The 21,616-nt window shown below is 72.2% G+C and carries 23 protein-coding genes; 12 read left to right on the top strand and 11 right to left on the bottom strand.

Features of this window, described 5'->3' with window-relative positions; translation table 11 throughout:
* Window positions 1–272: 272 nt before the first annotated feature.
* The 5 genes from N0B34_RS01880 to N0B34_RS01860 all read right to left on the bottom strand — a co-directional run bounded on the left by N0B34_RS01880 (window position 273) and on the right by N0B34_RS01860 (window position 5,612).
* Window positions 273–1,193: a hypothetical protein gene (locus tag N0B34_RS01880; RefSeq protein ID WP_263729513.1), complete on the bottom strand. Its 921-nt coding sequence runs from the start codon at window positions 1,191–1,193 to the stop codon at window positions 273–275.
* 290 nt (window positions 1,194–1,483) lie between these two features.
* Complete coding sequence (locus N0B34_RS01875; RefSeq protein WP_263729512.1) at window positions 1,484–3,274, bottom strand: glycoside hydrolase family 55 protein; 1,791 nt, start codon at window positions 3,272–3,274, stop codon at window positions 1,484–1,486.
* Between the two features lie 235 nt (window positions 3,275–3,509).
* Window positions 3,510–4,481 carry a UDP-glucuronic acid decarboxylase family protein gene (locus N0B34_RS01870; protein ID WP_263729511.1) on the bottom strand — a complete coding sequence of 324 codons (972 nt, stop codon included), beginning with the start codon at window positions 4,479–4,481 and terminating at the stop codon, window positions 3,510–3,512.
* 95 nt (window positions 4,482–4,576) lie between these two features.
* Window positions 4,577–5,431: an SDR family oxidoreductase gene (locus N0B34_RS01865; protein WP_263729510.1), complete on the bottom strand. Its 855-nt coding sequence runs from the start codon at window positions 5,429–5,431 to the stop codon at window positions 4,577–4,579.
* Window positions 5,424–5,612, bottom strand: coding sequence for a hypothetical protein (locus tag N0B34_RS01860; protein ID WP_263729509.1), 189 nt, complete (start codon window positions 5,610–5,612; stop codon window positions 5,424–5,426). The genes N0B34_RS01865 and N0B34_RS01860 overlap by 8 nt, the downstream gene beginning before the upstream one ends.
* A 214-nt stretch (window positions 5,613–5,826) precedes the next feature.
* Here N0B34_RS01860 and N0B34_RS01855 point away from each other — a divergent pair, with 214 nt between their 5' ends.
* Complete coding sequence (locus tag N0B34_RS01855; RefSeq protein WP_263729507.1) at window positions 5,827–5,982, top strand: hypothetical protein; 156 nt, start codon at window positions 5,827–5,829, stop codon at window positions 5,980–5,982.
* Window positions 5,983–6,154: 172 nt separating this feature from the next.
* On the opposite strand, the gene N0B34_RS01850 is transcribed toward N0B34_RS01855, so the two are convergent.
* Window positions 6,155–6,604 (bottom strand): methylglyoxal synthase, encoded by a 450-nt coding sequence (locus N0B34_RS01850; RefSeq protein WP_263729506.1) that lies wholly within the window; start codon window positions 6,602–6,604, stop codon window positions 6,155–6,157.
* A 175-nt stretch (window positions 6,605–6,779) separates the two neighbouring features.
* Here N0B34_RS01850 and N0B34_RS01845 point away from each other — a divergent pair, with 175 nt between their 5' ends.
* Complete coding sequence (locus tag N0B34_RS01845; RefSeq protein ID WP_263729505.1) at window positions 6,780–8,159, top strand: UTP--glucose-1-phosphate uridylyltransferase; 1,380 nt, start codon at window positions 6,780–6,782, stop codon at window positions 8,157–8,159.
* A 63-nt stretch (window positions 8,160–8,222) separates the two neighbouring features.
* Here the strand turns inward: N0B34_RS01845 and N0B34_RS01840 are convergent, their stop codons facing one another.
* The gene (locus tag N0B34_RS01840; RefSeq protein ID WP_263729504.1) at window positions 8,223–8,546 is read right to left on the bottom strand and encodes a rhodanese-like domain-containing protein; all 324 of its coding nucleotides are present in this window, start codon (window positions 8,544–8,546) and stop codon (window positions 8,223–8,225) included.
* 142 nt (window positions 8,547–8,688) lie between these two features.
* Here N0B34_RS01840 and N0B34_RS01835 point away from each other — a divergent pair, with 142 nt between their 5' ends.
* The 6 genes from N0B34_RS01835 (at window position 8,689) to N0B34_RS01810 (ending at window position 15,116) form a co-directional block, all read left to right on the top strand.
* A complete protein-coding gene (locus tag N0B34_RS01835) occupies window positions 8,689–8,892 on the top strand; it encodes a YgaP-like transmembrane domain (RefSeq protein ID WP_263729503.1) in 204 nt (67 codons plus the stop codon).
* 10 nt (window positions 8,893–8,902) lie between these two features.
* A complete protein-coding gene (locus N0B34_RS01830) occupies window positions 8,903–9,265 on the top strand; it encodes a thioredoxin family protein (RefSeq protein WP_263729502.1) in 363 nt (120 codons plus the stop codon).
* Window positions 9,266–9,469: 204 nt separating this feature from the next.
* Window positions 9,470–12,664 (top strand): NAD(P)-binding protein, encoded by a 3,195-nt coding sequence (locus N0B34_RS01825; RefSeq protein WP_263729501.1) that lies wholly within the window; start codon window positions 9,470–9,472, stop codon window positions 12,662–12,664.
* Between the two features lie 4 nt (window positions 12,665–12,668).
* Window positions 12,669–13,697 (top strand): ABC transporter substrate-binding protein, encoded by a 1,029-nt coding sequence (locus N0B34_RS01820; protein ID WP_263729499.1) that lies wholly within the window; start codon window positions 12,669–12,671, stop codon window positions 13,695–13,697.
* Complete coding sequence (locus tag N0B34_RS01815) at window positions 13,675–14,475, top strand: ABC transporter permease (protein ID WP_263729498.1); 801 nt, start codon at window positions 13,675–13,677, stop codon at window positions 14,473–14,475. The genes N0B34_RS01820 and N0B34_RS01815 overlap by 23 nt, the downstream gene beginning before the upstream one ends.
* The gene (locus N0B34_RS01810) at window positions 14,472–15,116 is read left to right on the top strand and encodes an ATP-binding cassette domain-containing protein (RefSeq protein WP_263729497.1); all 645 of its coding nucleotides are present in this window, start codon (window positions 14,472–14,474) and stop codon (window positions 15,114–15,116) included. The genes N0B34_RS01815 and N0B34_RS01810 overlap by 4 nt, the downstream gene beginning before the upstream one ends.
* Here N0B34_RS01810 and N0B34_RS01805 read toward each other — a convergent pair.
* Window positions 15,091–15,708 carry a DUF6529 family protein gene (locus N0B34_RS01805; RefSeq protein WP_263729495.1) on the bottom strand — a complete coding sequence of 206 codons (618 nt, stop codon included), beginning with the start codon at window positions 15,706–15,708 and terminating at the stop codon, window positions 15,091–15,093. The genes N0B34_RS01810 and N0B34_RS01805 overlap by 26 nt on opposite strands.
* Window positions 15,709–15,751: 43 nt before the next feature.
* The gene (locus N0B34_RS01800) at window positions 15,752–16,303 is read right to left on the bottom strand and encodes a hypothetical protein (RefSeq protein WP_263729494.1); all 552 of its coding nucleotides are present in this window, start codon (window positions 16,301–16,303) and stop codon (window positions 15,752–15,754) included.
* Window positions 16,304–16,430: 127 nt separating this feature from the next.
* On the opposite strand from N0B34_RS01800, the gene N0B34_RS01795 reads away from it, so the two are divergent.
* Both N0B34_RS01795 and N0B34_RS01790 read left to right on the top strand, forming a co-directional pair.
* Window positions 16,431–17,006 (top strand): RNA polymerase sigma factor, encoded by a 576-nt coding sequence (locus N0B34_RS01795; RefSeq protein ID WP_263729493.1) that lies wholly within the window; start codon window positions 16,431–16,433, stop codon window positions 17,004–17,006.
* Window positions 16,999–17,676 (top strand): hypothetical protein, encoded by a 678-nt coding sequence (locus N0B34_RS01790; protein WP_263729492.1) that lies wholly within the window; start codon window positions 16,999–17,001, stop codon window positions 17,674–17,676. The genes N0B34_RS01795 and N0B34_RS01790 overlap by 8 nt, the downstream gene beginning before the upstream one ends.
* A gap of 27 nt (window positions 17,677–17,703) precedes the next feature.
* On the opposite strand, the gene N0B34_RS01785 is transcribed toward N0B34_RS01790, so the two are convergent.
* Window positions 17,704–18,177, bottom strand: a complete 474-nt coding sequence (locus N0B34_RS01785) for a CoA-binding protein (protein WP_263729491.1) — start codon at window positions 18,175–18,177, stop codon at window positions 17,704–17,706.
* Between the two features lie 222 nt (window positions 18,178–18,399).
* Between N0B34_RS01785 and N0B34_RS01780 the strand changes: the two genes are divergently transcribed.
* Window positions 18,400–19,326, top strand: coding sequence for a Gmad2 immunoglobulin-like domain-containing protein (locus N0B34_RS01780; protein WP_263729490.1), 927 nt, complete (start codon window positions 18,400–18,402; stop codon window positions 19,324–19,326).
* On the opposite strand, the gene N0B34_RS01775 is transcribed toward N0B34_RS01780, so the two are convergent.
* Window positions 19,313–20,578: an APC family permease gene (locus N0B34_RS01775; protein WP_263729489.1), complete on the bottom strand. Its 1,266-nt coding sequence runs from the start codon at window positions 20,576–20,578 to the stop codon at window positions 19,313–19,315. The genes N0B34_RS01780 and N0B34_RS01775 overlap by 14 nt on opposite strands.
* 53 nt (window positions 20,579–20,631) lie before the next feature.
* Between N0B34_RS01775 and N0B34_RS01770 the strand changes: the two genes are divergently transcribed.
* Entirely contained in the window at window positions 20,632–21,591 is a 960-nt protein-coding gene (locus tag N0B34_RS01770; protein ID WP_263729488.1) for a GlxA family transcriptional regulator, read from the top strand.
* Window positions 21,592–21,616 lie beyond the last annotated feature (25 nt).

Here is a 21,616-nt window from a genome sequence, read left to right as displayed (position 1 = left end):
ACCGAGTCCGCACCTCGATACCAGAGGACCCTGTGCCTTGAGGGTGCTTCGGCATTGCCGTCATGGCGGCCGTGTCGATCGATTCGGGAACCGGGTTGCATCCCGGAATGCGCCCCGACCGGCTCTCAAGGGATGACGCGGGTAACGATCTGCCGGGGCAGGGCAGGCCAGAACCACGGAGTGGGCGCAAGTAAACGCCGACTGCCGGTTGTGTGCGGCGCCATCTTCTCAAGCGCTGCCGCTTGTCGACGTGGGTTCGGGTAACGGCGCCGCTAATCGCTCCGCTTCAGGAAGCGGCTGTAAGCGAAGAGGTACACAAACAGAACCAGGACGCCTGAGCCAAAGAGGCATGCGACAGAGAGTCGCGCGTGGAACGACAGAGCAGTGACACCTTCAACCATCAGCGAGAGTGGAATGGCGATGTCCACGAACGCTATGTATGCGAGGACGCCGAGGGCGACGCCGAATCCCTTGGGCTGTTGGGTGGCATCAAGCTGAGCCTGGGCTGCCGCCACTTCTCCTTGGAGCCTGGAGGCATATCGATTCGCTTCTTCTTGCTGATCTCTAGCCTGGCCAAGTCTACGGGAATCGGTTGAGGTGCCGATTGTCCCGGTCTGCGAGCGGAGGGCCGAGACGAGACCATCGGTGACAGCGGACCAACCACCCGCCGCCCTGCGTGCCGAGCTTGCGCGGGCGTCCGAAAGGAACGTGTACGTCCATTGCCACACGCCCTCGTGCTCGAAGGATAGCTTGTGGGCGGCACGGAACACGGGCCAGGTTTCCTGCTCGCTGGTGTGGGGAATCAACTCCGGCAGAACCCGCCTGGCTTCACTGAGTTCCCTTTCGATCAGCAGCAGGTGCTTTTCAAGAGCGCTGCGGTACTCTTCGGGGACGTCTTGAATGACCTCGTCGAGCGTGGGGCTTCCGTCATGTTCGTAGATCCATAGGTACCGCTCGTCGTCGTCTAGGAGGATCTTTGTGACCAAGCGGGTCGCTTCTGCTCCGGCTTTGGCCTCACGGTCCTGGGCTGCGGAGAGCCGATCGGAGGCTTCGCGCAGTCGTCTACGTGCGGCGCCTTGCTCCGCGTTGAGAGCCACGTAGCGGGAGCCGAGCAGGCCACCCACGATGGCAATCAGTGCTGCACCGGACTGAACCGCGCTCGAAAGCATCCAGTTGGCGTCCGCGACTTGCATGAGGGCGACCCTAGCCGACGCTGGCGTCACGGGGAGGCAGGCGCCCTGTGGCGGCGATCTGCTATTGCAACGCCACCCGGCGCGCTGGTCCCGGTTTGCGTCCGCGAGGTGGTGGGGCCTCGGGGTGTCGCGTAAAGGGTCTGAATCCGCTGGCGACGTGCGGCAAGTGACCGTGGGAGTCGATATCCGAGCCTGTGAAGGCAACATATTCCCCGCAGGACCAGGCGGCGGCCCCAGGAGCATCCGCTCCCGGGGCCGCCGCGTCGATCAGTGCCGAGCGATCATCCATCTCACGGGAAGCTGACCACCTGGCTCGCGACGTCCTTGTTGGCGTCGCTGACCGGCCCGCCGGTGTCGTTCACCACGTGGTCGATCGTCCCCGGCCCGCTGAGGTTGATGGTCAGCAGGTCGTGCAGCCGCACGCCGTCGTTCACGGGCACCTCGAACGCGTGCGACACGTGGATGTCGGGGTTCACGTTCGTGTAGATGTAGCTGCCCATGCCGTACCCGGCAAAGGTGGAAACCGAGTCGGCCACCTTGAACGCCGCATATCCCAGAATGCCGTCGTGCTGGTAGTCGGCCTGCGTCGGCGGGTCGTAGGGCAGCTCGTTCTGGAAGAAGAGCACCTTTCCGCCGTTGCCGTTCCAGATCACGTTGTACTTCTGGAAGTGCTCGACGAAGAGGCCGGTCGCGGTGACGTCGTCGCCGTTGACCACCAGGCCGGTGTCGGCGGTGTTGACGGTCCAGCCCACCGAGCCGGGCACGCCGTGGTCGGCGCGCCACACCCACAGGTCGTCGAGCACGGCGTGGTCGGTGTTCACCTCGAGCGCCAGGTTCGCCTTGCCGACGTGCGGTCCGCCGATGCGGAAGAACACGTCCTGCAGGGCGACCGGGTCGGCGGCACCGTCGTGCGGGCGGCCGTTGTTGCCGCTCTTGGTGCCGATCTGCACCAGCACCGGCGAGTTCACCGCACCGGCGTCGACGGTGATCCCGGCGATGTCGATGCCCGGCACGTCGGCGGTGGTCAGCACGGTGTTGCCGTTGGTCGCCGTCAGTGTCGCCATGCCCAGGCCCAGCACCACGGTGCCGGCGCGCTTCACCTTGATCGGCGAGCTGACGTCGTAGACGCCGGGCGTGAGCAGCAGGTTCAGGCCGCGGGCCAGCGCCGCGTTGATGGTGCTGGCGGAGTCCGACGGGGTCGCGACGAAGAACCGGTTCAGCGGCACCGAGGTGCCGGGCGTGTGGCCGTTGGCCCACGTCGTGCCCACGGAGTCGTGCTGCACCGACGGCACGAAGACGTTCCAGCCGCCCGCCGTGTCGGTGTAGAGGTACGGCTTCTCCTTGCTCACCGGCGTCGTCGTCAGCGTGGTGTACGCGGCGCCGTTGCCGAAGTCCTGCGCGGGGGCGTTGACGTCACCGGAGAACACCTGGTTCCACACGTAGTTGGACCAGCCGCCGCCCAGGTTGGTGTTGCGCACGTAGAACTGCTGCTGGGAGCCGTTCAGCGCACCGCCCTCGAGGAACGAGTCGGCGACGAACCCGCCCGACGCGTAGTTGGGGTTCTCGCAGTACGGCATGAAGGTCGTGTAGTCCTTCACGTCCACCCGCCGCATCGGCGCGGCCTGCGACACGGCCCACATCTCGTTGCCGGTGTGGCAGCCGTCGGCGGTGGCCACCACGTGGATGGTCAGGTTGGAGACGGACCGCCAGAAGATGTCCAGCGACCCCGAGCCGTTCTTGCCGATGGCGGTGACGCCGCCGTTGATGGTGACGGCCGACGGGTCCTGGCCCAGACCGGCCACCTCGGTGTAGTAGCCGACCGGGATGTCCAGCGGGTCGCTCGCCGAGCCGTAGGTGCCGGGCTCGAACAGCAGGGCGTAGCGGCCGGTGCCCATCTCGCTGTCGGACTGCTGGGCGTAGATCACCTGGGCGCGGGCCCGGATGTCCGCCGTCGACATCGACGGCGTGAAGACGACGACGTTCGCGCCGAGGTCCGCCGCGCTGCCGCCCTGGTGCGGGTCGGCCGCGACTGCCGGCGCCGCGGCCAGGCCGGTGCTGAGCGCCAGCCCGAGGAACGTCACCCCCACGACTGCTACCCGGCGCCTGGGAGCGCTCTCTTGACGCAGGTTCTCACCACGTGATCGCACGTGCGACCGCCTTTCCGGCTGGTAAGTAGCGACCATCTGCATTGATGGTGCCGCGGCGCGCGAGGCGCCTGCCGCCAGTATCAGAAAGGCCTCGACCGGTGTCAACGGAAGCGCTCCCATGCGAGCACCCCGTCAAATCACCGGACGATTAGTTCACCGGACCTGCAATTCATGCCGTGCGGCTCAGCGCGGTGGTGAACCAGCCCACTGTCCGCTCGAGGCCCTCCTCCCACTCGACCTCGGGCGCCCACCCGAGCACCTCGGTGGCCAGGCCCGTGTCCGGGCGCCGCACCTCCGGGTCGTCCACCGGCCGCGGGATGAAGTCGATTCGGGACCGCGAACCGGTCGCCGCCACCACGTCCTCCGCGATCTGCCGCACGGTGAGCTCTCGCGGGTTGCCGATGTTCATCGGACCTGGGTGCCCGCTGTCCAGCAGTCCCAGCACGCCGCGCACCAGGTCGTCCACGTAGCAGACGGACCGCGTCTGGCTGCCGTCCCCGGCCACCGTCACGGGCTCGCCGGCCAGCGCCTGCCGGATGAACGTGGGGATCGCCCGCCCGTCGTGCGGGCGCATGCGCGGGCCGTAGGTGTTGAAGATGCGGACGATCGCCGTGTCCACACCGTGCGCGCTGCGGTACGCGGTGGTCAGCGCCTCGCCGTAGCGCTTCGCCTCGTCGTACACGCCGCGCGGCCCGACGGGGTTCACGTGCCCCCAGTAGTCCTCGCGCTGCGGGTGCACCTGCGGGTCCCCGTACACCTCTGACGTCGAGGCGATCAGGAACCGCGCGCCCTTGTCCTTCGCCAGCCCCAGCGCGTGCCCGGTGCCGATGGACCCGACCTTCAGCGTCTCGATGGGCAGCTGCAGGTAGTCCACCGGCGAGGCGGGGGAGGCGAAGTGCAGCACGGCGTCCACCGGGCCGGGCACGTGCACGAAGTCGGTGACGTCGCAGCGCGTCAGGTGGAACCGCGGGTTGTCGATCAGGTGCGCGACGTTGGCTGGCGAGCCGGTGAGGAAGCTGTCCAGGCACACCACCTCGGCGCCCCGGTCCAGCAGCTCGGTGCACAGGTGGCTGCCCAGGAACCCGGCACCACCGGTGACCACCACCCGGCCCGCACTGCTCACCCCTCGCTGTACGCGCATCCGAACCTCCCCGATCGGCCGAATTCACGACCACCCAAACCGACGACCGCCGAGCGGCCGGGGGACCCGCACGTCCACCCGGCCGTTGCGCGCGGTCAGAACACCGGCTTGCCGCCGGTCACGCCCAGCACCGTTCCCGAGACGTACGACGCGGTGGAGTCCGCCGCGAGGAACACGTACGCCGGCGCCACCTCGGCCGGCATCCCGGCCCGGCCCATCGGGGTGTCGCTGCCGAACTTCTCCAGCTTCTCGACGGGCTGCGTCGCCGGCTGCAGCGGCGTCCAGATTGGCCCGGGCGCGACGGCGTTCACGCGGATGCCCTTCGACCCGACCTCCGAGGCGAGGTTCACCGTGAAGTTGGCGATCGCGGCCTTGGTCGACGCGTAGTCGAGCAGCGACGTCGACGGCTGGTACGCCTGGATCGACGTCGTGTTGATGATCGAGCCGCCGCTGCTCAGGTGCTCCAGCGCCGTCTGCGTCACCCAGAACATCGCGTACAGGTTGGTCCGCATGGTGCGGTCCAGGTCCTCCGTGGTGATGTCCGCCATCGACTCGCGCCGGGCCATCTGGTACCCGGCGTTGTTGACCAGGACGTCCAGCCCACCGAGCCCGGACACCGCGGTGCGCACCGACTCGCGCGCCTGCTGCTCGTCGGTCAGGTCGGCCGGCACCAGCACGCACGTGCGGCCCGCCTTCTGCACCCAGTCGCGGGTCTCCTCGGCGTCGTCCTGCTCTTCGGGGAGGTACCCGATCGCCACGTCGGCACCCTCGCGGGCGAACGCGATGGCCACGGCCCGCCCGATGCCGGAGTCGCCACCGGTGACGAAGGCGCGCTTGCCCACCAGCTTGTCCGAGCCGGTGTAGCTCTGCTCGCCGTGGTCCGGGTCGGGCACCATCGGGTCGGTGTGGCCCGGCGGCTGCTGCTGCTGTGCGGGGAAGCCGTCAGCCATCGTCGCTCGCCCCCTCGCGCAGGTCCCGCGGGTTGAGGTTGTTCGGGTCGGCGTCGGTGTCCTGGTACTCGCTCGACGACTCGTCCCGAGCGGCCGCTCCGGAGCGCGGGTTCAGCGTGCCGGGGTCCGCGTCGGTGTCGTCGGGGCCGTGCGTCGAGCCCGGGTCTGCGGAGGTGGTCATGCCTCCACCATCACTCGGCCCACAGGCCCCCGCATCTGGGGACGAGGGCCCGCGCAGGCATGTCGGGCGGGCCGTGCGAACCGGCGGAACACGTCTCCGCAGGCCCCGGGCGCGGGCCGTCCGAATCGTTCCGGATGCGAACCTGTGAAAGCCGGGTGACGATCTTTCCCAGGTGGCTTACCGCCGCCGTCCGCTCAGCGAAGGGAGCTGTCCCATGGCTCTGTGGCTCATTCTCATCATCGTCGGCGTCGTGATGATCGTTCTTGGCGTCGCCGTCACCGCAGCGAAGATCCTGCTGTGGATCGGAATCGCCCTGCTGGTCATCAGCCTGATCGGTTGGCTGGTGGGTCGCGGTCGCTCGACCGTGTAAGCCGGTAGGCCCAATGTGGCGCGCCAGGGGGCGCGACTGCAGAAGGGCGGCGGTGGGGACGTGAACACGTCCCGCCGCCGCCCTTTCACTTGTGCGCGTGCTCACAATGTGGGCGCGCGTTTTCCCGTCGGCCCGCTCGGCGTGCTCGGCCCCCTTGGCCCGCTCGGCCGGTTCAGGCGACCGGCGCCGAACCCTCCCACCCGCGCGGCGTGATGTCCGGCCGGTTCGTGTTCCAGTCGGTGGACAGCAGCGGGGACGAGATCAGCATGTCCGCGGTGGCGACGTTGCACGCCATCGGCACGTTCCACACCGCGCCGATGCGCAGCAGGGCCTTGACGTCCGGGTCGTGCGGCTGGGGCTCCAGCGGGTCCCAGAAGAAGACGAGCATGTCGATGGCGCCCTCGGCGATCTTGGCGCCGATCTGCTGGTCGCCGCCCACCGGGCCGGACAGCAGCCGCGTCACCGGCAGCCCCAGCTCGTACTCGAGCATGGTGCCGGTGGTGCCGGTGGCGTACAGGTGGTGGTGCGAGAGCGTGCCGCGGTTGAACTCCGCCCAGCGCAGCAGCTCCACCTTCTTGTTGTCGTGAGCAACCAGGGCGATGTTGTGCGCGTACCCGGCCATCGTCGTCCTCCTTCACCTCGCTCCGACCGCCCGGGACCGTGCGTCCGCCCGGGCGTGGCCCAACCTAGCGGCCGGGTCGAGGGCCGTCCCCGATCGCCCCTTCCACGGCTGGCCAGGCGATACTGCTCGGTGGCCGGTGCCGGTCGGCACCGCGAGGGGTTGCGGAAGGGCTGAGATGAGCGACGAGGGTCTGCGGCTGGCCGTGGAGAAGATGCGTGCGGCTGGCGTCGCTCCCGCGGCGGTCGACGTGTTCGCCGGGTACTACCGCGACCTGGAGGCCGGTGCGACCGGGCTGATCCGCGAGGACGACATCACCCCGCTGCTGGACCCGCCCAGCCTGGAGTCCGTGCAGGTGCCGCCGACGGACGCCCGCGACGCCCTGGCGCGCACCGCGATCATCAAGCTCAACGGCGGCCTGGGCACCTCGATGGGCATGGACCGGGCCAAGTCGCTGCTGCCGGTGCGCGAGGGACTGAGCTTCCTCGACGTGATCGCCCGGCAGGTGCGCACCGCCCGCGCCCGGTACGGCGCCCGCCTGCCGCTGATCCTGATGAACTCGTTCCGCACCCAGCAGGACAGCCTGGACGCCCTGGCGGCGTACCCCGACCTCAAGGTCGGCGAGCTGCCGCTGGACTTCCTGCAGAACCGCGAGCCCAAGCTGCGCGCCGACGACCTGACGCCCGTCTCGTGGCCGGCCGACCCGTCGCTCGAGTGGTGCCCGCCCGGCCACGGCGACCTCTACACCGCGATCGAGGCGTCCGGGGTGCTCGACGCCCTGCTCGACGCCGGGTTCGCGTACGCGTCGGTGTCCAACTCCGACAACCTCGGTGCCGCGCCGGACCCGCGCATCGCCGGCTGGTTCGCCGAGTCGGGCGCCCCCTACGCCGCCGAGCTGTGCCGCCGCACCGCCGCCGACCGCAAGGGCGGCCACCTGGCGATCCGCCGCTCGGACGGTCGCCTGGTGCTGCGCGACACCGCGCAGACGGCGCCGGAGGAGATGGACTACTTCACCGACGAGCACCGGCACCCGTACTTCCACACCAACAACCTGTGGTTCGACCTGGCGGCGCTGCGGCGCACGCTCAACGAGCGGCACGGGGTGCTCGGCCTGCCGATGATCCGCAACTCCAAGACGGTGGACCCGACGGACCCGTCGTCCCCGCAGGTGATCCAGGTCGAGTCCGCCATGGGCGCCGCGATCGAGGTGTTCGAGGGCGCCACCGCCATCGTCGTCCCGCGTTCCCGCTTCCTGCCGGTGAAGACGACCAACGACCTGCTGCTGCTGCGCTCGGACGCCTACGAGCTGTCCGAGGCGGCGACGCTGGACCTGGTCACCGAGCCGGCGCCGCTGGTCGACCTCGACTCGAAGCACTACAAGACGATCACCGCGTTCGACGCCCACTTCCCGGCCGGTGCCCCGTCCCTGCGCGACGCCCGGTCGCTGACGGTGCACGGCGACTGGACGTTCGCCCGCGGCGTGGTCGCCACCGGCGAGGTCACGCTGGCCGACGAGGGCGCCCCGCGGTACGTGCCGGAGGGCACCCACCTGGGCTGAGTCCACCGGCCGTCCGCACGGACCCCGCGACCCGCTGACCCCGCCCGGTGCACCGCGGCGGGGTCAGCCGCGGTTGGCGCGTGGGCCCGTGACCAACGGCCGACCTGCGGCGCGCCAGGCGGCGGTGCCGCCGCGCAACGAGAGCGCGTCGACACCCTCGGCGCGCAGCCGCCCGACGACGGAGCGGGCGCGGTTGCCGCTCTCGCACACCACCAGCACGCGTTCGCGACGCGGCAGCTCCGCGCTGCGCAGCGGCACGTCCGCCATCGGCAGCAGCCGGGCACCGGGCACGTGCCCGCCGACGTACTCCTGCGGTTCGCGGACGTCGATCACCAGCGTGCCGTCGGCGTGAGCCGCAGCGAAGGCGGCGAGGTCGATCTCGGGCACTGCCCCTCCTCGTGTGTCGTGAGCTTTCCGTCACCATACCCCGGGGGGTATGCTACGAACCGTTGACAGGGCGTGACGGCACGGCCTTCCGGGCCGGGCGGCGACCTGCTCGTCGCATCGGAGGCGCACTGTGAGTCGCAACATGGGTTCGTCGGACCGCGTCGTGCGGCTGGTCGCCGCCGTGGTCCTGGTCGTCGCAGCGCTCCTGGCCGGAGCCGGCACCACTCTCGGTGTCGTGCTGCTGGTGGTCGCCGCGGTGCTGGCCGTGACGAGCGCAGTGGGGTTCTGCCCGCTGTACCGGCTGTTCGGCCTGTCCACCGTGCGGCGCACCGTCACGACGCGCTGAGGCGGCCACCGTGGCGACCGTCGACCTCACCGCTGACACGTTCCAGCCCACCGTCGACGCCGAGGGCATCGTCCTCGTCGACTGCTGGGCCTCCTGGTGCGCACCCTGCCGCATGTTCGCGCCGGTGTTCAGCAAGGCCTCCGAGAAGAACCCGGACATCACGTTCGCGAAGCTGGACACCGAGGCCGAGCACGCGCTCGCCGGTCGTCTGGGCATCAGCGCGATCCCGACGCTGATGATCTACCGCGACGGTGTGCTGCTGTTCGAGGACGCGGGCGCGCTGCCCGGCCCGGCCCTCGACGACCTGATCGCCCAGGCGCGCGCGCTCGACATGGAGGAGGTCCGCCGGAAGGTCGCCGAGCAGACCCACTGACGTCCGTCGGTGACGAGGCCCCGGGCCGCCCAGCGGCACCGGGGCCCCGTGCTGCCCTAGGTCCGAAGTCCGACGACCTCGGCAGCGGCCCGCCGTACCGTCGCAGCAGAACCCGAACCGGCACCGGAGCCGGTCCGGAAACAGGCGACGGCGGGCAGCGCGAGGACGCGGTGCACGCAGGTCCTGGCCAACGGAGGTCACGGCATGCGCGAGCTCTCGGACGACGACCGCATCACCATCACGGTCAACGGGCGCGAGACCCAGGTGTTCGGCGGGCTGACCATCCTGCAGGCCCTGGACAAGGAGAACATCGAGGTCCCGTCGCTCTGTCACGACATCCGCCTGAAGCGGTCCAACGGCAGCTGCGGCCTGTGCGTCGTCGAGGTGGGAGAGACCAACCCCCGCGACGTGAAGGCGTGCCTGACTCCGGTGCGTCCCGGCATGGTGATCACCACGCACACCCCGCGCCTCGAGGCGTACCGCAAGGTCCGGCTCCAGCAGCTGCTGTGCGACCACAACGCCGACTGCGTCGCCCCGTGCGTGCAGACGTGCCCGGCGAACGTGGACATCCAGACGTACCTGGCGCACGTCGCCGACGGCAACTACGAGGCCGCCGTCCGCGTGATCAAGGACCGCAACCCGTTCCCGTCGGTGTGCGGCCGCGTGTGCCCCCACCCCTGCGAGGCCGAGTGCCGGCGCAGCCTGGTGGACGAGCCCGTCGCCATCAACAACGTCAAGCGGTTCGCCGCCGACTGGGACATGAGCCGCAGCCTGCCGTGGGTGCCGCGGGTCGCGGCGCCGTCCGGCAAGCGGATCGCCGTCATCGGCGCGGGTCCGTCGGGCCTGTCCGCCGCCTACTACGCGGCGATCGCCGGCCACGCGGTCACCGTGTTCGAGAAGCAGGACCGACCCGGCGGCATGATGCGCTACGGCATCCCGGAGTACCGCCTGCCCAAGCGCACGCTCGACCGTGAGATCAGCGTGATCGAGGCGCTGGGCGTCACGATCGTCACGGGCAAGGCGCTGGGTGCCCAGCTGCAGCTCGAGGACCTCAAGCGCGACTTCGACGCGGTGTACCTGGCCATCGGCTCGTGGCGGGCCACGCCGCTGCGCCTGGACGGGGAGAACCTCGACGGCGTCTGGCTCGGCATCCAGTACCTCGAGGAGGTCACCAAGGGCGTCGAGGTGCCGCTGGGCCGCACCGTCGTGGTGATCGGCGGCGGCAACACCGCGATCGACTGCGCCCGCACGGCGCTGCGCGCCGGCGCCGAGAAGGTGCGGCTGCTGTACCGGCGCACCCGGGACGAGATGCCGGCCGAGGCCGCGGAGGTCGAGGCTGCGATCGACGAGGGCGTCGAGATGACGTTCCTTGCGGCGCCCACCCGCATCACGCAGGCCGGCGGCGTCAAGCAGCTGCACTGCCTGCGCATGGAGCTCGGCGAGCCCGACCGTTCCGGCCGGCGTCGCCCCGTGCCGGTCGAGGGCAGCGACACGATCATCGAGGCCGACACCGTGATCGGTGCCATCGGCCAGAGCACCGACACCGGCTTCCTCTACAACGACCTGCCGGTGCGCCTGAACGCCTGGGGCGACATCGACATCGACGGCCGCACCATGGAGACGTCGGAGTCGAAGATCTTCGCCGGCGGCGACTGCGCCACCGGCCCCGCCACGGTGATCCAGGCCGTCGCCGCCGGTCGGCGCGCTGCCACCGCGATCGACGAGTTCCTCACCCGCGGCTACGTCCGTCCCAGCCAGGACGACTACTCCTGCAGCCGCGGCTCGCTGGAGGACCTGCCGCGCGACGAGTTCGAGGTGCGCGAGCGCCGCGTGCGCGTGCACCCCGACGAGCTGCCGGTGGCCAGCCGCATCCGCACCTTCGACGAGGTCGAGCAGACCCTCACGGAGGAGCAGGCCCGTGCCGAGGCGGCGCGCTGCCTGAGCTGCGGCTGCGGCAAGCAGAACGACTGCGACCTGCGCCGTCAGGCCACCGCCCACTCCGTCACCTTCGCCGCACCGCTGCACGTGCGCCCCTACGAGCCGGTGGTGCGCGACCACCCGTTCATCGTCCGGGACAACAACAAGTGCATCAGCTGCGGCCGCTGCGTCGCCGCCTGCGCCGAGATCGAGGGCCCCGGCGTCCTGGCGTTCCAGTTCGAGAACGGACGCCTGACGGTGGGCACCCACAACGGCCTGCCGCTGGACCAGACCGACTGCGTGTCCTGCGGCCAGTGCGTGCGGGCGTGCCCGTGCGGCGCCCTGGACTACGTGCGCGAGCGCGGCGGGGTGTTCACGGCGATCAACGACCCGACCAAGACGGTGGTCGGGTTCGTCGCCCCCGCCGTCCGCAGCGTGATCGCGGCCGAGTTCGGCATCCCGTTCGACCAGGCGTCGGCGTTCATCGCCGGGATGATGCGCAAGATCGGCTTCGACAAGGCGTTCGACTTCGCCTTCGCCGCCGACCTGACGATCATGGAGGAGACCACCGAGCTGCTCGGCCGGCTCACCGGTGGCGGCGTCACCCCGCTGTTCACCTCCTGCTGCCCCGGCTGGGTGAACCTGGTCGAGCGGCGCTGGCCGGAGATGATCCCCCACCTGTCCAGCTGCAAGTCGCCGCAGCAGATGATGGGCGCGACGGTGAAGCGGCACTACGCGTTCCGCGCCGGGATCGACCTGGACGACCTCTACGTCGTCTCGATCGTGCCGTGCCTGGCCAAGAAGTACGAGGCCGCGCGCCCGGAGTTCGCCCCCGAGGGCATCCGCGACGTGGACGCCGTGCTGACCACCACGGAGTTCCTCGAGATGGCCAAGATGCTCCGGCTGGAGAAGCAGGACATCGTCCCCGGCGAGTTCGATGCGCCGTACTCCCTGGTCAGCGGCGCGGGCGTGCTGTTCGGCGCGTCCGGCGGCGTGGCCGAGGCGGCCCTGCGGATGGCGGTGGAGAAGCTCACCGGCGAACCGCTGGTGGAGGGCCTGGAGTTCGAGGAGGTCCGCGGGTTCGAGGGCTTCAAGGAGGCCACCGTCCAGGCCGGCGACGCCACCGTGCGCGTCGCGGTGATCAGCGGCCTGAACAACGCCGAGCCGCTGGTCCGCCGCATCGTCGCCGGCGAGGACACCGGCTACGACATGGTCGAGGTCATGGCGTGCCCCGGCGGCTGCATCAACGGCGCCGGGCACCCGGTCCCGTCCGAGGTCGGTGTGATGGCGGCCCGGCAGCAGGTGCTGGTGAACATCGACCAGACGTCCCGCTACCGCAAGTCCCAGGAGAACCCGGACGTGCTGCGCCTGTACGAGGAGACCTACGGGGAGCCGAACTCCCCGGCGGCCCACCACGCGCTGCACACCGCCTACGAACCGTTCCGGCGTGAGCCGGTGACCACCCCGACCCGGAAGGGCTGAGGCCATGCGCCGGTCGTCTCTCGTCGTCCCGCTGCTCGCCGTCGCCGCGCTGCTCGCCGGCTGTGCCGGCGGCACCCAGGCGGCGGCGTCCACCCCGGCGACCACGGCGGCCACGGCCTCCGCGACGCCAGCGGAGCGCACCACCGTCCGGATCGCCTCGCTCAAGGGCCCGACGACGATGGGCCTGGTCAAGCTGATGAGCGACGCGACCGCCGGCACCACCGCCGAGGACTACAAGGTCACCATGTACAGCACCCCCGACCAGGTGGTGCCGCTGGTGGCGCAGGGGTCGGTGGACGTGGCGCTGCTGCCGTCCAACCTCGCGGCGGTGCTCTACGCCAAGACCAAGGGTGCCGTGCAGGTCGCGGCGGTGAACACGCTCGGCGTGCTGGACGTGGTGGAGAACGGGACGGCGGTGCACGGCCTCGCCGACCTGCGGGGCAAGACCGTGGTGACGTCCGGCAAGGGTGCCTCGCCGGAGTACGTGCTGGACTACCTGCTGAAGCAGGAGGGGCTGGTGCCCGGCACCGACGTGAAGGTCGACTACCGGTCGGAGCCGACCGAGGTCGCCGCGGTGCTGGCCGCCACGCCGGGCGCCGTCGGGATGCTGCCGCAGCCCTTCGCGACGGTGCTGACCTCGAGCCACCCGGGCATCCGCACCGTGGTGCAGCTGTCCGACGAGTGGAACAAGGTCACCAGCGGCACGTCGCAGCTGGTCACCGGCGTGCTGGTGGTGCGCAAGGCGTTCGCCACCGAGCACGCCGCGGCGCTCAAGCAGTTCCTCGACGACTACAAGCTGTCCACCACGTTCACCAACGAGCACCCCGACCAGGCGGCGCCGCTGATCGTGCAGGCCGGCATCGTCCCGTCCGCCGCCGTGGCGGTCGCCGCGATCCCCGCCAGCCACGTCGTCGACCTCGAGGGTGTCGACCTGCGCAACGCGCTGAGCGGCTACCTCAAGGTCCTGTTCGACGCCGACCCCGCCTCGGTGGGCGGCGCGCTGCCGGGTGATGACTTCTACTACCAGCGCTGAGCGGCCGGTCGCAGCGCGCCCCCGGCGGTCGGGGCGTGCGCTGCGCACCGTCGGCGTGCTGGTGTTCTGGCTCGCCGTGTGGCAGCTGGTCGCCGCCGCGGTCGGTCAGCAGATCGTGCTGGCCTCGCCGGTCGAGGTGGTGGGCCGGCTGGCCGAGCTGGTGCGGACCGCGGGGTTCTGGACGACGGCCGGGCACTCGCTGCTGCGGATCGGTGCGGGCTTCGCGATCGGCGCGCTCGTCGCGGTGTGCCTGGCGGCCGTCGCGGCGGCGGTGCCCCTGGTCGCGGCGCTGCTGGCACCGCTGATCAGCACCGTGCGAGCCACCCCGGTGGTCAGCTTCATCATCCTGGTGATCCTGGTGACGGGCACCGGACGGCTGGCGCTGGTGATCTCCGCGCTGATGGTGGTGCCGATCGTCTACACCAACACCCTCGAGGGGATCGCCCACCGGGACGCCGCGCTGCTGGAGATGGCGACGGTGTACCGGCTGCCCCGGCTGCGCCGCGTGCGGGCCATCGACGTGCCGGCGGTGCTGCCGTTCGTCGTCGCCGGCTGCGAGACCGGCGTCGGCCTGGCGTGGAAGAGCGGGATCGCCGCCGAGGTGATCGGGCTGCCGACGGGCAGCATCGGCGAGCGGATGTACCAGGCGAAGATCTTCCTCTCGACCCCGGACCTGTTCGCCTGGACCCTCGTGGTGGTGGCGCTGAGCGTCGCCTTCGAGCGGCTGGTGCGGCTGGGGCTGACCGCCGCGCAGCGGCGCTGGGGCGGTGCGGCGTGAGCGGGACCGGCGGGATCGGGCTCCGCGGGGTCACGCGGCGGTTCGGTGACCACGTGGTGCTCGACGGGCTGGACCTGTCGCTGAGACGCGGCGGGGTCACGGCGCTGATGGGGCCCAACGGGTCCGGCAAGACGACGGTCGCCCGGTTGCTGCTGGGCCTCGACCGGCCGGACGCCGGGGCGGTCGAGGGGCTGGACGGGCGGCCGCGGTCGGCGGTGTTCCAGGAGGACCGGCTGTGCCCGCAGCTGTCCGCGGTGGACAACGTGCGGCTGGTGCTGGCGCGCGGGGCGGACCGCGGTGCGGTGCTCGAGGCGCTCGCGGCCGTGGGGCTCGACGACGCGGCGGTGCACGCGCCCGTGCGCGAGCTGTCCGGCGGTCAGCGTCGGCGGGTGGCGATCGTGCGGGCCGTGCTCGCCGACGCCGAGCTGGTGGTGCTGGACGAGCCGTTCACCGGCCTGGACCAGGCCGTGAAGCCGGTGACCATGGCGTGGGTCCGGGACCGCTGCGCCGGGCGGACCGTGCTGCTGGTGACGCACGACGAGCGCGAGGCGGCATGGTTCGACGCGCAGGTGGTGCACCTGGACGGCTCCGTCGGGTCGGTGCCCGGTGGCGGGGTCAGTAGCCCGCGCCGCCGTGGCTGAAGAACCACAGCGACGAGGTCACCCACAGCCCCACCAGCGCCAGCACCAGCGAGCCGCCGAGCCACGGGATCAGCCAGGCCGGCGGGCGTCGCAGGCGCAGCGCGAGCATCTTCGCCACGAACACGCCGTACAGCACGCAGCCGAGCACGGAGTGGACCAGCACGCGGAGGCTGTACGTGCCGAACCCGAGCGACCACGCGCACTGGAACGCCACCGGGAGCGTCAGCAGCACGGCGAGCGCGCCGCCGGACCGGTGCAGCCGGTGCACCCAGGCCGGTGCCGGTGCGGCTGGTGGTCCTGACGAGCCGCGCCGGCGACCACCGAGCCGGCCGTAGAGGCGCAGGGCGCTCAGCACCTGACCCGCGGCCAGCACGAGGGCGGCGGTGGTCAGCCACGCCTTCATGTGGAGCAGGTCGGTGAACCCGAGCGTCGTCAGCGTGCGGCCGGTGGGCACGTGGAGGCGGGCGTAGAGGCCCAGCGCCGACGACACGGCTGCGCCGGCGGCGAGGGTGCCGAGCAGCGCGCGCGTGGTGCCGCGCCCCGGCGTGCCCGACGCGGTGACCCCGGCGCGGTCCGATGCGTCCGTCGTCACCGCGGCGCGGCTCTGCGTGCCTCTCGTCGTCACCACCGCGGCGTCACTTGGTGGTGATCGGCGTGCCCTGCGGGCTGACCACCCACCAGACGCCTTGCACACCCTGGCCGTTCGTCTGGCCCGGCGCCGAGTCCTGGGCCCAGTAGTACAACGGCATGCCCTTGTACGAGACCTGCGTCTTGCCGTCGGGCCGCGTCAGCGTGCCGAGCAGCGAGGAGTCGACCCCGGTGCCGGCCGTGGCCGTGCCGAGCAGCGGCGGCCACGCCGCGAGGCAGCCGCCCGTGCACGTCGAGGTGTTCGGGGAGTCCTTGGTGAACAGGTAGAGGGTGCGGCCGCTGCCGTCCACCAGGATCGTGCCGAGGCTCGAGCTGGCCGTCATCACGGTGACCGCGGTGGCGCTGGTCGACCCGCCCGACGCGCCCGACCCGTACGCGCCCCCACCGGCCGACGCCGAGGAGCCCATGGCCGGTGCGCTGGTCGCGGCGCCGCCGTAGGCGCCGGTCCCTCCGCCCGACGACGAGCCGCCACACGCCGCGAGCGTCCCCGCCAGCAGCAGGCTCGCCCCCAACGTCCAGACGCGGGATCGTGCGTTCATGGCCCCTCCAGGTGGTCCGAGCGGGCCGTCCTCCGGTGGGCGGCCGTCGAGGGTGATACGTGCGGCGTGGGCCGGCGGATTGCGACGGCGCGCAATCCTTGCCGGCCCCGAGGCCGTACATGAGGACGTGCAGCTCTTCTCCGGTGCCGATCGCGCGGCGGACGCCGCGCTGGTCGCCGGCCTCGCGGTGGACGACGACGCGGCCGCCGTCGCGTTCGTCCGGCGGTTCCAGTCGGCGGTGTTCGGCCTGGCGGTGTCGATCACCCACGACACGGGGCTGGCCCAGGACGTCAGCCAGGAGGTGTTCGTCCGGGCCTGGCGGGCCGCCGGCACCTACGACGTGCGGCGCGCCTCGGTGCTGACCTGGCTGCTGACCATCACCCGGAACGCGGCCATCGACGCGATGCGGGCCCGCCGGGCCACCCCGGTGGACGCGTCGGTGCTCGAGGAGATGATCACCGCCACCTTGCAGGCGCCCGCGCCGGAGGACGAGGTGGTGCGGTCCGCCGAACGGGACGCCGCCGTCGCCCGGCTGCGGGCGCTGCCGCCCGAGCAGGCGCGCGCCGTGGTGCTCGCCGTGATCGGCGGGCGGACTGCCAACGAGATCAGCGTGTCCGAGGGCATCCCCCTCGGGACGGCGAAGACGCGCATCCGGACCGGCCTGCGTCGGGTGCGCGAGGCGATGGAGGCGGAGCGTGACTGAGCAGCAGCCGCACCTGGGCGACGAGGCGCTGACGGACCTCGCCCTCGGGCAGGTCGACGAGCGGCCCCGGGACGGGCTGACGCGCCACCTCGGCGGGTGCGAGACGTGCCGCAGCCGGTACGCGGAGATCGCCGACGCCGTGGAGCACGTGCTGGTCGCGGCGCCGCGGGTCGAGCCGCCGGCAGGGTTCTCGCAGCGCGTGCTGGTGGCGACCGGACTCGGCGGCAGCGTGCAGGCCGCGCGGCCCACCGGGGTCCGTCGGCATCGCGGACCCTCGCGGCGGACCGCCCTGCTGGTCGCCGCCGCGCTGGTGGTGGGCATCGGCGTCGGTGCCGCCGGATCGGCGGTGGTCGGACGGGGGACGAGCGCGCAGCAGGTGGCGGTCGGCGCCCCGCTGCGCACCGCCACGGGCGACGCCGTCGGGTCGGTGCAGCGCAGCTGGTCGGACGCCGGGCAGGTGCTGGTCGTCAGCGTCAGCGGCGGCCACGCCGGTCAGCGGTACTCGTGCTGGCTGGTGCTGGCCGACGGCTCGCGGCAGGCGGCCGGCACGTGGGCGCTCGACGGGTCCGGCGGCGGGAGCTGGGTGGTGCCCTGGCCGGCGACGGGTCAGGTCACGTCGGTGGAGATGGTGTCCGACTCCGGTGCGCGCTGGGCGACGGCGCAGGTGTGAGGCGCCGGCCGGCGCGGGGCCGGGCGGTCAGACCTTGCGGGGCACGCGCCCGGTCAGCGTGAACAGCCGGCACATGAACCGGTGCCCGGGGTCGGACGCCGGGCCGTACATCAGCGGGCAGCCGCCGTCGATCACCGTGATGCCGTGCGACCGCCCCAGCGCGGTCGCCGTGGCGGAGACGCTTCCCTTGTCCACCGACCGGTGCATCCACACGTGCCCGATGCCGGCATCCACCGCCTGCCGCATGGTCTCGTCCGCGTGGTCCGGACCCGTGGCGATCACCACCGCGTCCACCCCGCCGGGCACCGAGGCGAGGTCGGGGTAGCACGGGTCACCCTCCACCGTGGTGGCGTTCGGGTTGACCGCGACGACCTCGTAGCCCTTGTCGCGCAGGGTCTTGTAGACGACGTTCGCGCCGTGGCTGGCCGGCGTCCGCGACACCCCCGTCACCGCGATGCGGCGCTGGGAGAGGAACTCGGCGGCGGCGTCGGCGGTCTTCATCGTGCGCTCCTCGGCTGTGCTCGACCTGGCAGGGTTCCACGCTGCTGGTGCAGCGGGTGCCCGACCAGCCGACCGCCGGTGCGGGCTCGCGTCCAGGGCCGAAGGGCCCGGTGAGGACCTTCGGTCCGTGGTCCTGAGGGCGTCGCGGTGGGACGCTCGAACCAGACAGTGGCCCCGCGGCGGGCCCCGTCGCAGGGCCCGGGGTCGCTGCAGGAGCGCGCCATGTCGACGCTGACGAGGCCCTCGTCCTTCCCCCTCCTCGCGGCCGGTGCGATGGTCGCCCTCGTCGGCGCGCTGCTGGCCGGGTGCCAGAACCAGACGGCCGGTCCTGGCGCGTCGCCGTCGACCGTCCCGGCTCCCACCGTCACGACGTCGCCGCCGAGCCCTGTCCCGACCCCGAGCCTGACGCCGACGCCCACCCCCACGCCGACGCCGACCGTCACGACGGCGGACGTGCCCATCTACTTCATGATCGACACCCGCACCGGCCTGCGGCTGATCCCCGAGCGGCACGACCTGATCGGCGAACCGGTGCGCAGCGCCGTCGAGCGGATGATCGCCGGCCCGGACGACCCGGACTACACCAGCCCGTGGAACAAGGCCACGCGGGTGCTGGGCGTCACGCCCGGCAACCCCACGGTCGTCGACCTCAGCGCCGACGCCCGGACCGCGTCGATCGGCTCCGCCGGTGCCGCGCTGATGATCCAGCAGCTGGTGCACACCGTCACGGCGGCGACCGGCGACCCGTCCGGCTCGGTGCTGCTGACCATCGCCGGCCAGCCGGCGGGGGAGCTGTGGGGCGCCGTCGTCTGGACCGCGCCGCAGGTGCGTGAGCCGGCCCTCGACGTGCAGGCCTGGGTGCAGATCGACGCGCCGCGTCAGGGTGCGTCGACGACGTCGCCGGTCACCGTCAGCGGTCAGGCGGCGGTGTTCGAGGCGACCCTGCCGTGGCAGGTGCTCGGGCCGACGGGTGCCGTGGTGACGTCCGGGGTGGCGCACACCGCCGAGGGGCAGACGTTCGCGCCGTACTCGTTCAGCGTCCCGCTGGCGCCGGGGACGTACACGGTGGTCGCCACGGAGGACGACCCGTCCGGGGGTGAGGCACCGGGTCCGCGGATGAGCGACAGCAAGACGTTCACCGTGCACTGACCCGTCCGGCTGCCCCGTCCGGCCGTCGGCGCGCGCGGTGGACGACGGCGGCGACGGCCGCGACCAGCAACGGGATCGCCAACCCTCGTCCCACGTACGGCACGGCGAGCAGGAGGAGGACCACCGCGACCACGGCGACGAGCCGCCGCGCGCCGGTCAGCAGGCGGACGGCGGCCGCCGACGCGACCAGGTACGTGGCGAGCACCAGCACCGACGGGATCACGACGATGCCGCCGGTGCCCCAGCCGAGCAGCGCCGCGCCCGCCAGCCCGACGGTCCCGATGCCCGCGACCACGAGGATCGCGTTCGCCGGCGCACCGTGGCGGTTGCGGCGTTCGAGCGCCGCAGGTGCCCACCCGTCACGAGCCAGCGCGTAGCCGAGGCGTGAGACGGACGCGACGTAGGCGTTGATCGTGCCGACGCAGATCACCACCGCCGCGACGGCGACGACGTGCAGGGCCGACAGGCCGAGACCTCGCTGCAGCACGGTGCCGAGCGCGATGCGGTCGAGGTCCGGCGTCCCGTAGGCACGGGTGCCGACGACGGCGAGGGCGACGCCGAGGTACAGCACCGTGACCACCACGACGGTGATCAGCGTCGCGGCGGGCAGCGTCCGCCGGACGTCGCGGAACTCACCGGACAGGTGCGCGACGGCCTCCCAGCCGGCGAAGGCGAAGAACAGCACCACGACGGCGCGGCCGACGCCGCCGACGCTCGCAGGCGCGAACGGCGTCAGCTCCGCGCGGTGCACCTGCGGCAGCGCCACCAGCACCACCGTGACCAGGATCGCCGCGACACCGAGCGCGAGCGCCACCTGCACCCGCGCACCGGTCCGCAGCCCGCGGAGGTTGACCACCACGGCGCAGGCGAGGACCACGGCGGCGACTGCCGGTGACCAACGCTGCGACACGCCCACCGCGGCCGTCACGTAGTACCCGGCGGTCAGCGCCACCACGGTCTGCCCGACCGAGCCGGCGACCAGGTACCACCACCCCGTGACGCCGCCGAGCGTGGGCCCGAACGCGGCGGCCGTGAACGTCGCGACCCCGCCGGCGTCGGGGTGGCGGACCGCGAGGGCGGCGAAGGTGAACGCCAGTGCGAGGCCCAGCAGGGCGCTGAACCCCCATGCCACCAGGGATGCCGGGCCGGCGAGCGAGGCGGCCTGGCCGGGCAGCACCAGGACGCCGGCACCGAGCACCGCGCAGGAGTACAGCGCGACGCCGTGGGCGAGGCCGATGGTGCCGTCCGTCATGACGTCATCGCACCGGTCCGCCGGCCGTGCTGAGAAGTGGCACCATCGCCGTCATGCGCAACAGAACAGACGCACATCGCGTCGCGCTCGCGGTGATGCCCGGCGCGCCGATCTTCGAGATCGCGGTGCCGTGCGAGGTCTTCGGCGTCGCGCGCCCGGACCTGGTCGACCCGTGGTACCGGCTGCAGGTCTGCGCCACCGAACCGGGGGCTGCCGTCGGCCCCGGCTTCGTCGTCGGGGGCGACGCCGGGCTGGAGCAGCTGGTCACGGCGGACACGGTGATCGTGCCGGCGTGCACCGACGTCCACGAGCAGCAACCGCCGGCCCTGGTCGAGGCCGTGCGCGAGGCCCACCGTCGGGGTGCCCGCATCGCGTCGATCTGCTCGGGCGCCTTCGTGCTGGCGCAGGCCGGTCTGCTGGACGGCCGCCGGGCGACCACGCACTGGATGCACGCCGACGAGCTGGCGCGCCGCTTCCCGCGCGTGCGGGTCGACGCGAGCGTGCTGTACACGCAGGACGACGGCATCCACACCTCGGCCGGCACGGCTGCTGGCATCGACCTGTGCATCGAGCTGGTCCGGCAGGACCACGGCACGGCGGTGGCCAACGAGCTGGCGCGCCGCATGGTGACCCCGCCGCACCGGGCCGCCGACCAGGCGCAGTACATGCTGGGCCCGGTGCCGGACGTCGCGGCGTCGACGGTCGCGGACGTCGCGGACTGGGCGCTGCGCCACCTCGGCGAGCCGATCCGGGTGCGCGACCTGGCGGCGCGCGCCCACCTCAGCGAGCGGCAGCTGACCCGCCGGTTCCTCGACGTCTACGGGCGCAACCCCGGGCAGTGGCTGGTGCGGGAGCGGCTGCGCCGCGCCCAGGAGCTGCTCGAGCGCACGGAGCTGACGGTCGACGCGGTGGCGGCCCGCTGCGGGTTCGGTACCGGAGCAGGCCTGCGGGCGGCGTTCAGCCGGCACCTGCACACGTCGCCGAGCGAGTACCGCGCCACCTGGGCGGCATGAGCCCCGCGGGCGGAGACGGGAACGG

This window comes from Cellulomonas sp. SG140 (genome assembly GCF_025770785.1).
Taxonomy (GTDB): Bacteria; Actinomycetota; Actinomycetes; order Actinomycetales; family Cellulomonadaceae; genus Cellulomonas.
Note: the sequence above shows the minus strand (reverse complement) of the source record. Positions and strands in the feature narration are given on the sequence as shown.

Bases quoted from the DNA above. Each gene is read 5' to 3' on its own strand.
- N0B34_RS01880 (WP_263729513.1), bottom strand. From the start codon at position 1,193: ATGCAAGTCGCGGACGCCAACTGGATGCTTTCGAGCGCGGTTCAGTCC.
- N0B34_RS01870 (WP_263729511.1), bottom strand. From the start codon at position 4,481: ATGCGCGTACAGCGAGGGGTGAGCAGTGCGGGCCGGGTGGTGGTCACC.
- N0B34_RS01865 (WP_263729510.1), bottom strand. From the start codon at position 5,431: ATGGCTGACGGCTTCCCCGCACAGCAGCAGCAGCCGCCGGGCCACACC.
- N0B34_RS01860 (WP_263729509.1), bottom strand. From the start codon at position 5,612: ATGACCACCTCCGCAGACCCGGGCTCGACGCACGGCCCCGACGACACC.
- N0B34_RS01855 (WP_263729507.1), top strand. From the start codon at position 5,827: ATGGCTCTGTGGCTCATTCTCATCATCGTCGGCGTCGTGATGATCGTT.
- N0B34_RS01850 (WP_263729506.1), bottom strand. From the start codon at position 6,604: ATGGCCGGGTACGCGCACAACATCGCCCTGGTTGCTCACGACAACAAG.
- N0B34_RS01845 (WP_263729505.1), top strand. From the start codon at position 6,780: ATGAGCGACGAGGGTCTGCGGCTGGCCGTGGAGAAGATGCGTGCGGCT.
- N0B34_RS01835 (WP_263729503.1), top strand. From the start codon at position 8,689: ATGGGTTCGTCGGACCGCGTCGTGCGGCTGGTCGCCGCCGTGGTCCTG.
- N0B34_RS01825 (WP_263729501.1), top strand. From the start codon at position 9,470: ATGCGCGAGCTCTCGGACGACGACCGCATCACCATCACGGTCAACGGG.
- N0B34_RS01820 (WP_263729499.1), top strand. From the start codon at position 12,669: ATGCGCCGGTCGTCTCTCGTCGTCCCGCTGCTCGCCGTCGCCGCGCTG.
- N0B34_RS01815 (WP_263729498.1), top strand. From the start codon at position 13,675: ATGACTTCTACTACCAGCGCTGAGCGGCCGGTCGCAGCGCGCCCCCGG.
- N0B34_RS01800 (WP_263729494.1), bottom strand. From the start codon at position 16,303: ATGAACGCACGATCCCGCGTCTGGACGTTGGGGGCGAGCCTGCTGCTG.
- N0B34_RS01785 (WP_263729491.1), bottom strand. From the start codon at position 18,177: ATGAAGACCGCCGACGCCGCCGCCGAGTTCCTCTCCCAGCGCCGCATC.
- N0B34_RS01780 (WP_263729490.1), top strand. From the start codon at position 18,400: ATGTCGACGCTGACGAGGCCCTCGTCCTTCCCCCTCCTCGCGGCCGGT.
- N0B34_RS01775 (WP_263729489.1), bottom strand. From the start codon at position 20,578: ATGACGGACGGCACCATCGGCCTCGCCCACGGCGTCGCGCTGTACTCC.
- N0B34_RS01770 (WP_263729488.1), top strand. From the start codon at position 20,632: ATGCGCAACAGAACAGACGCACATCGCGTCGCGCTCGCGGTGATGCCC.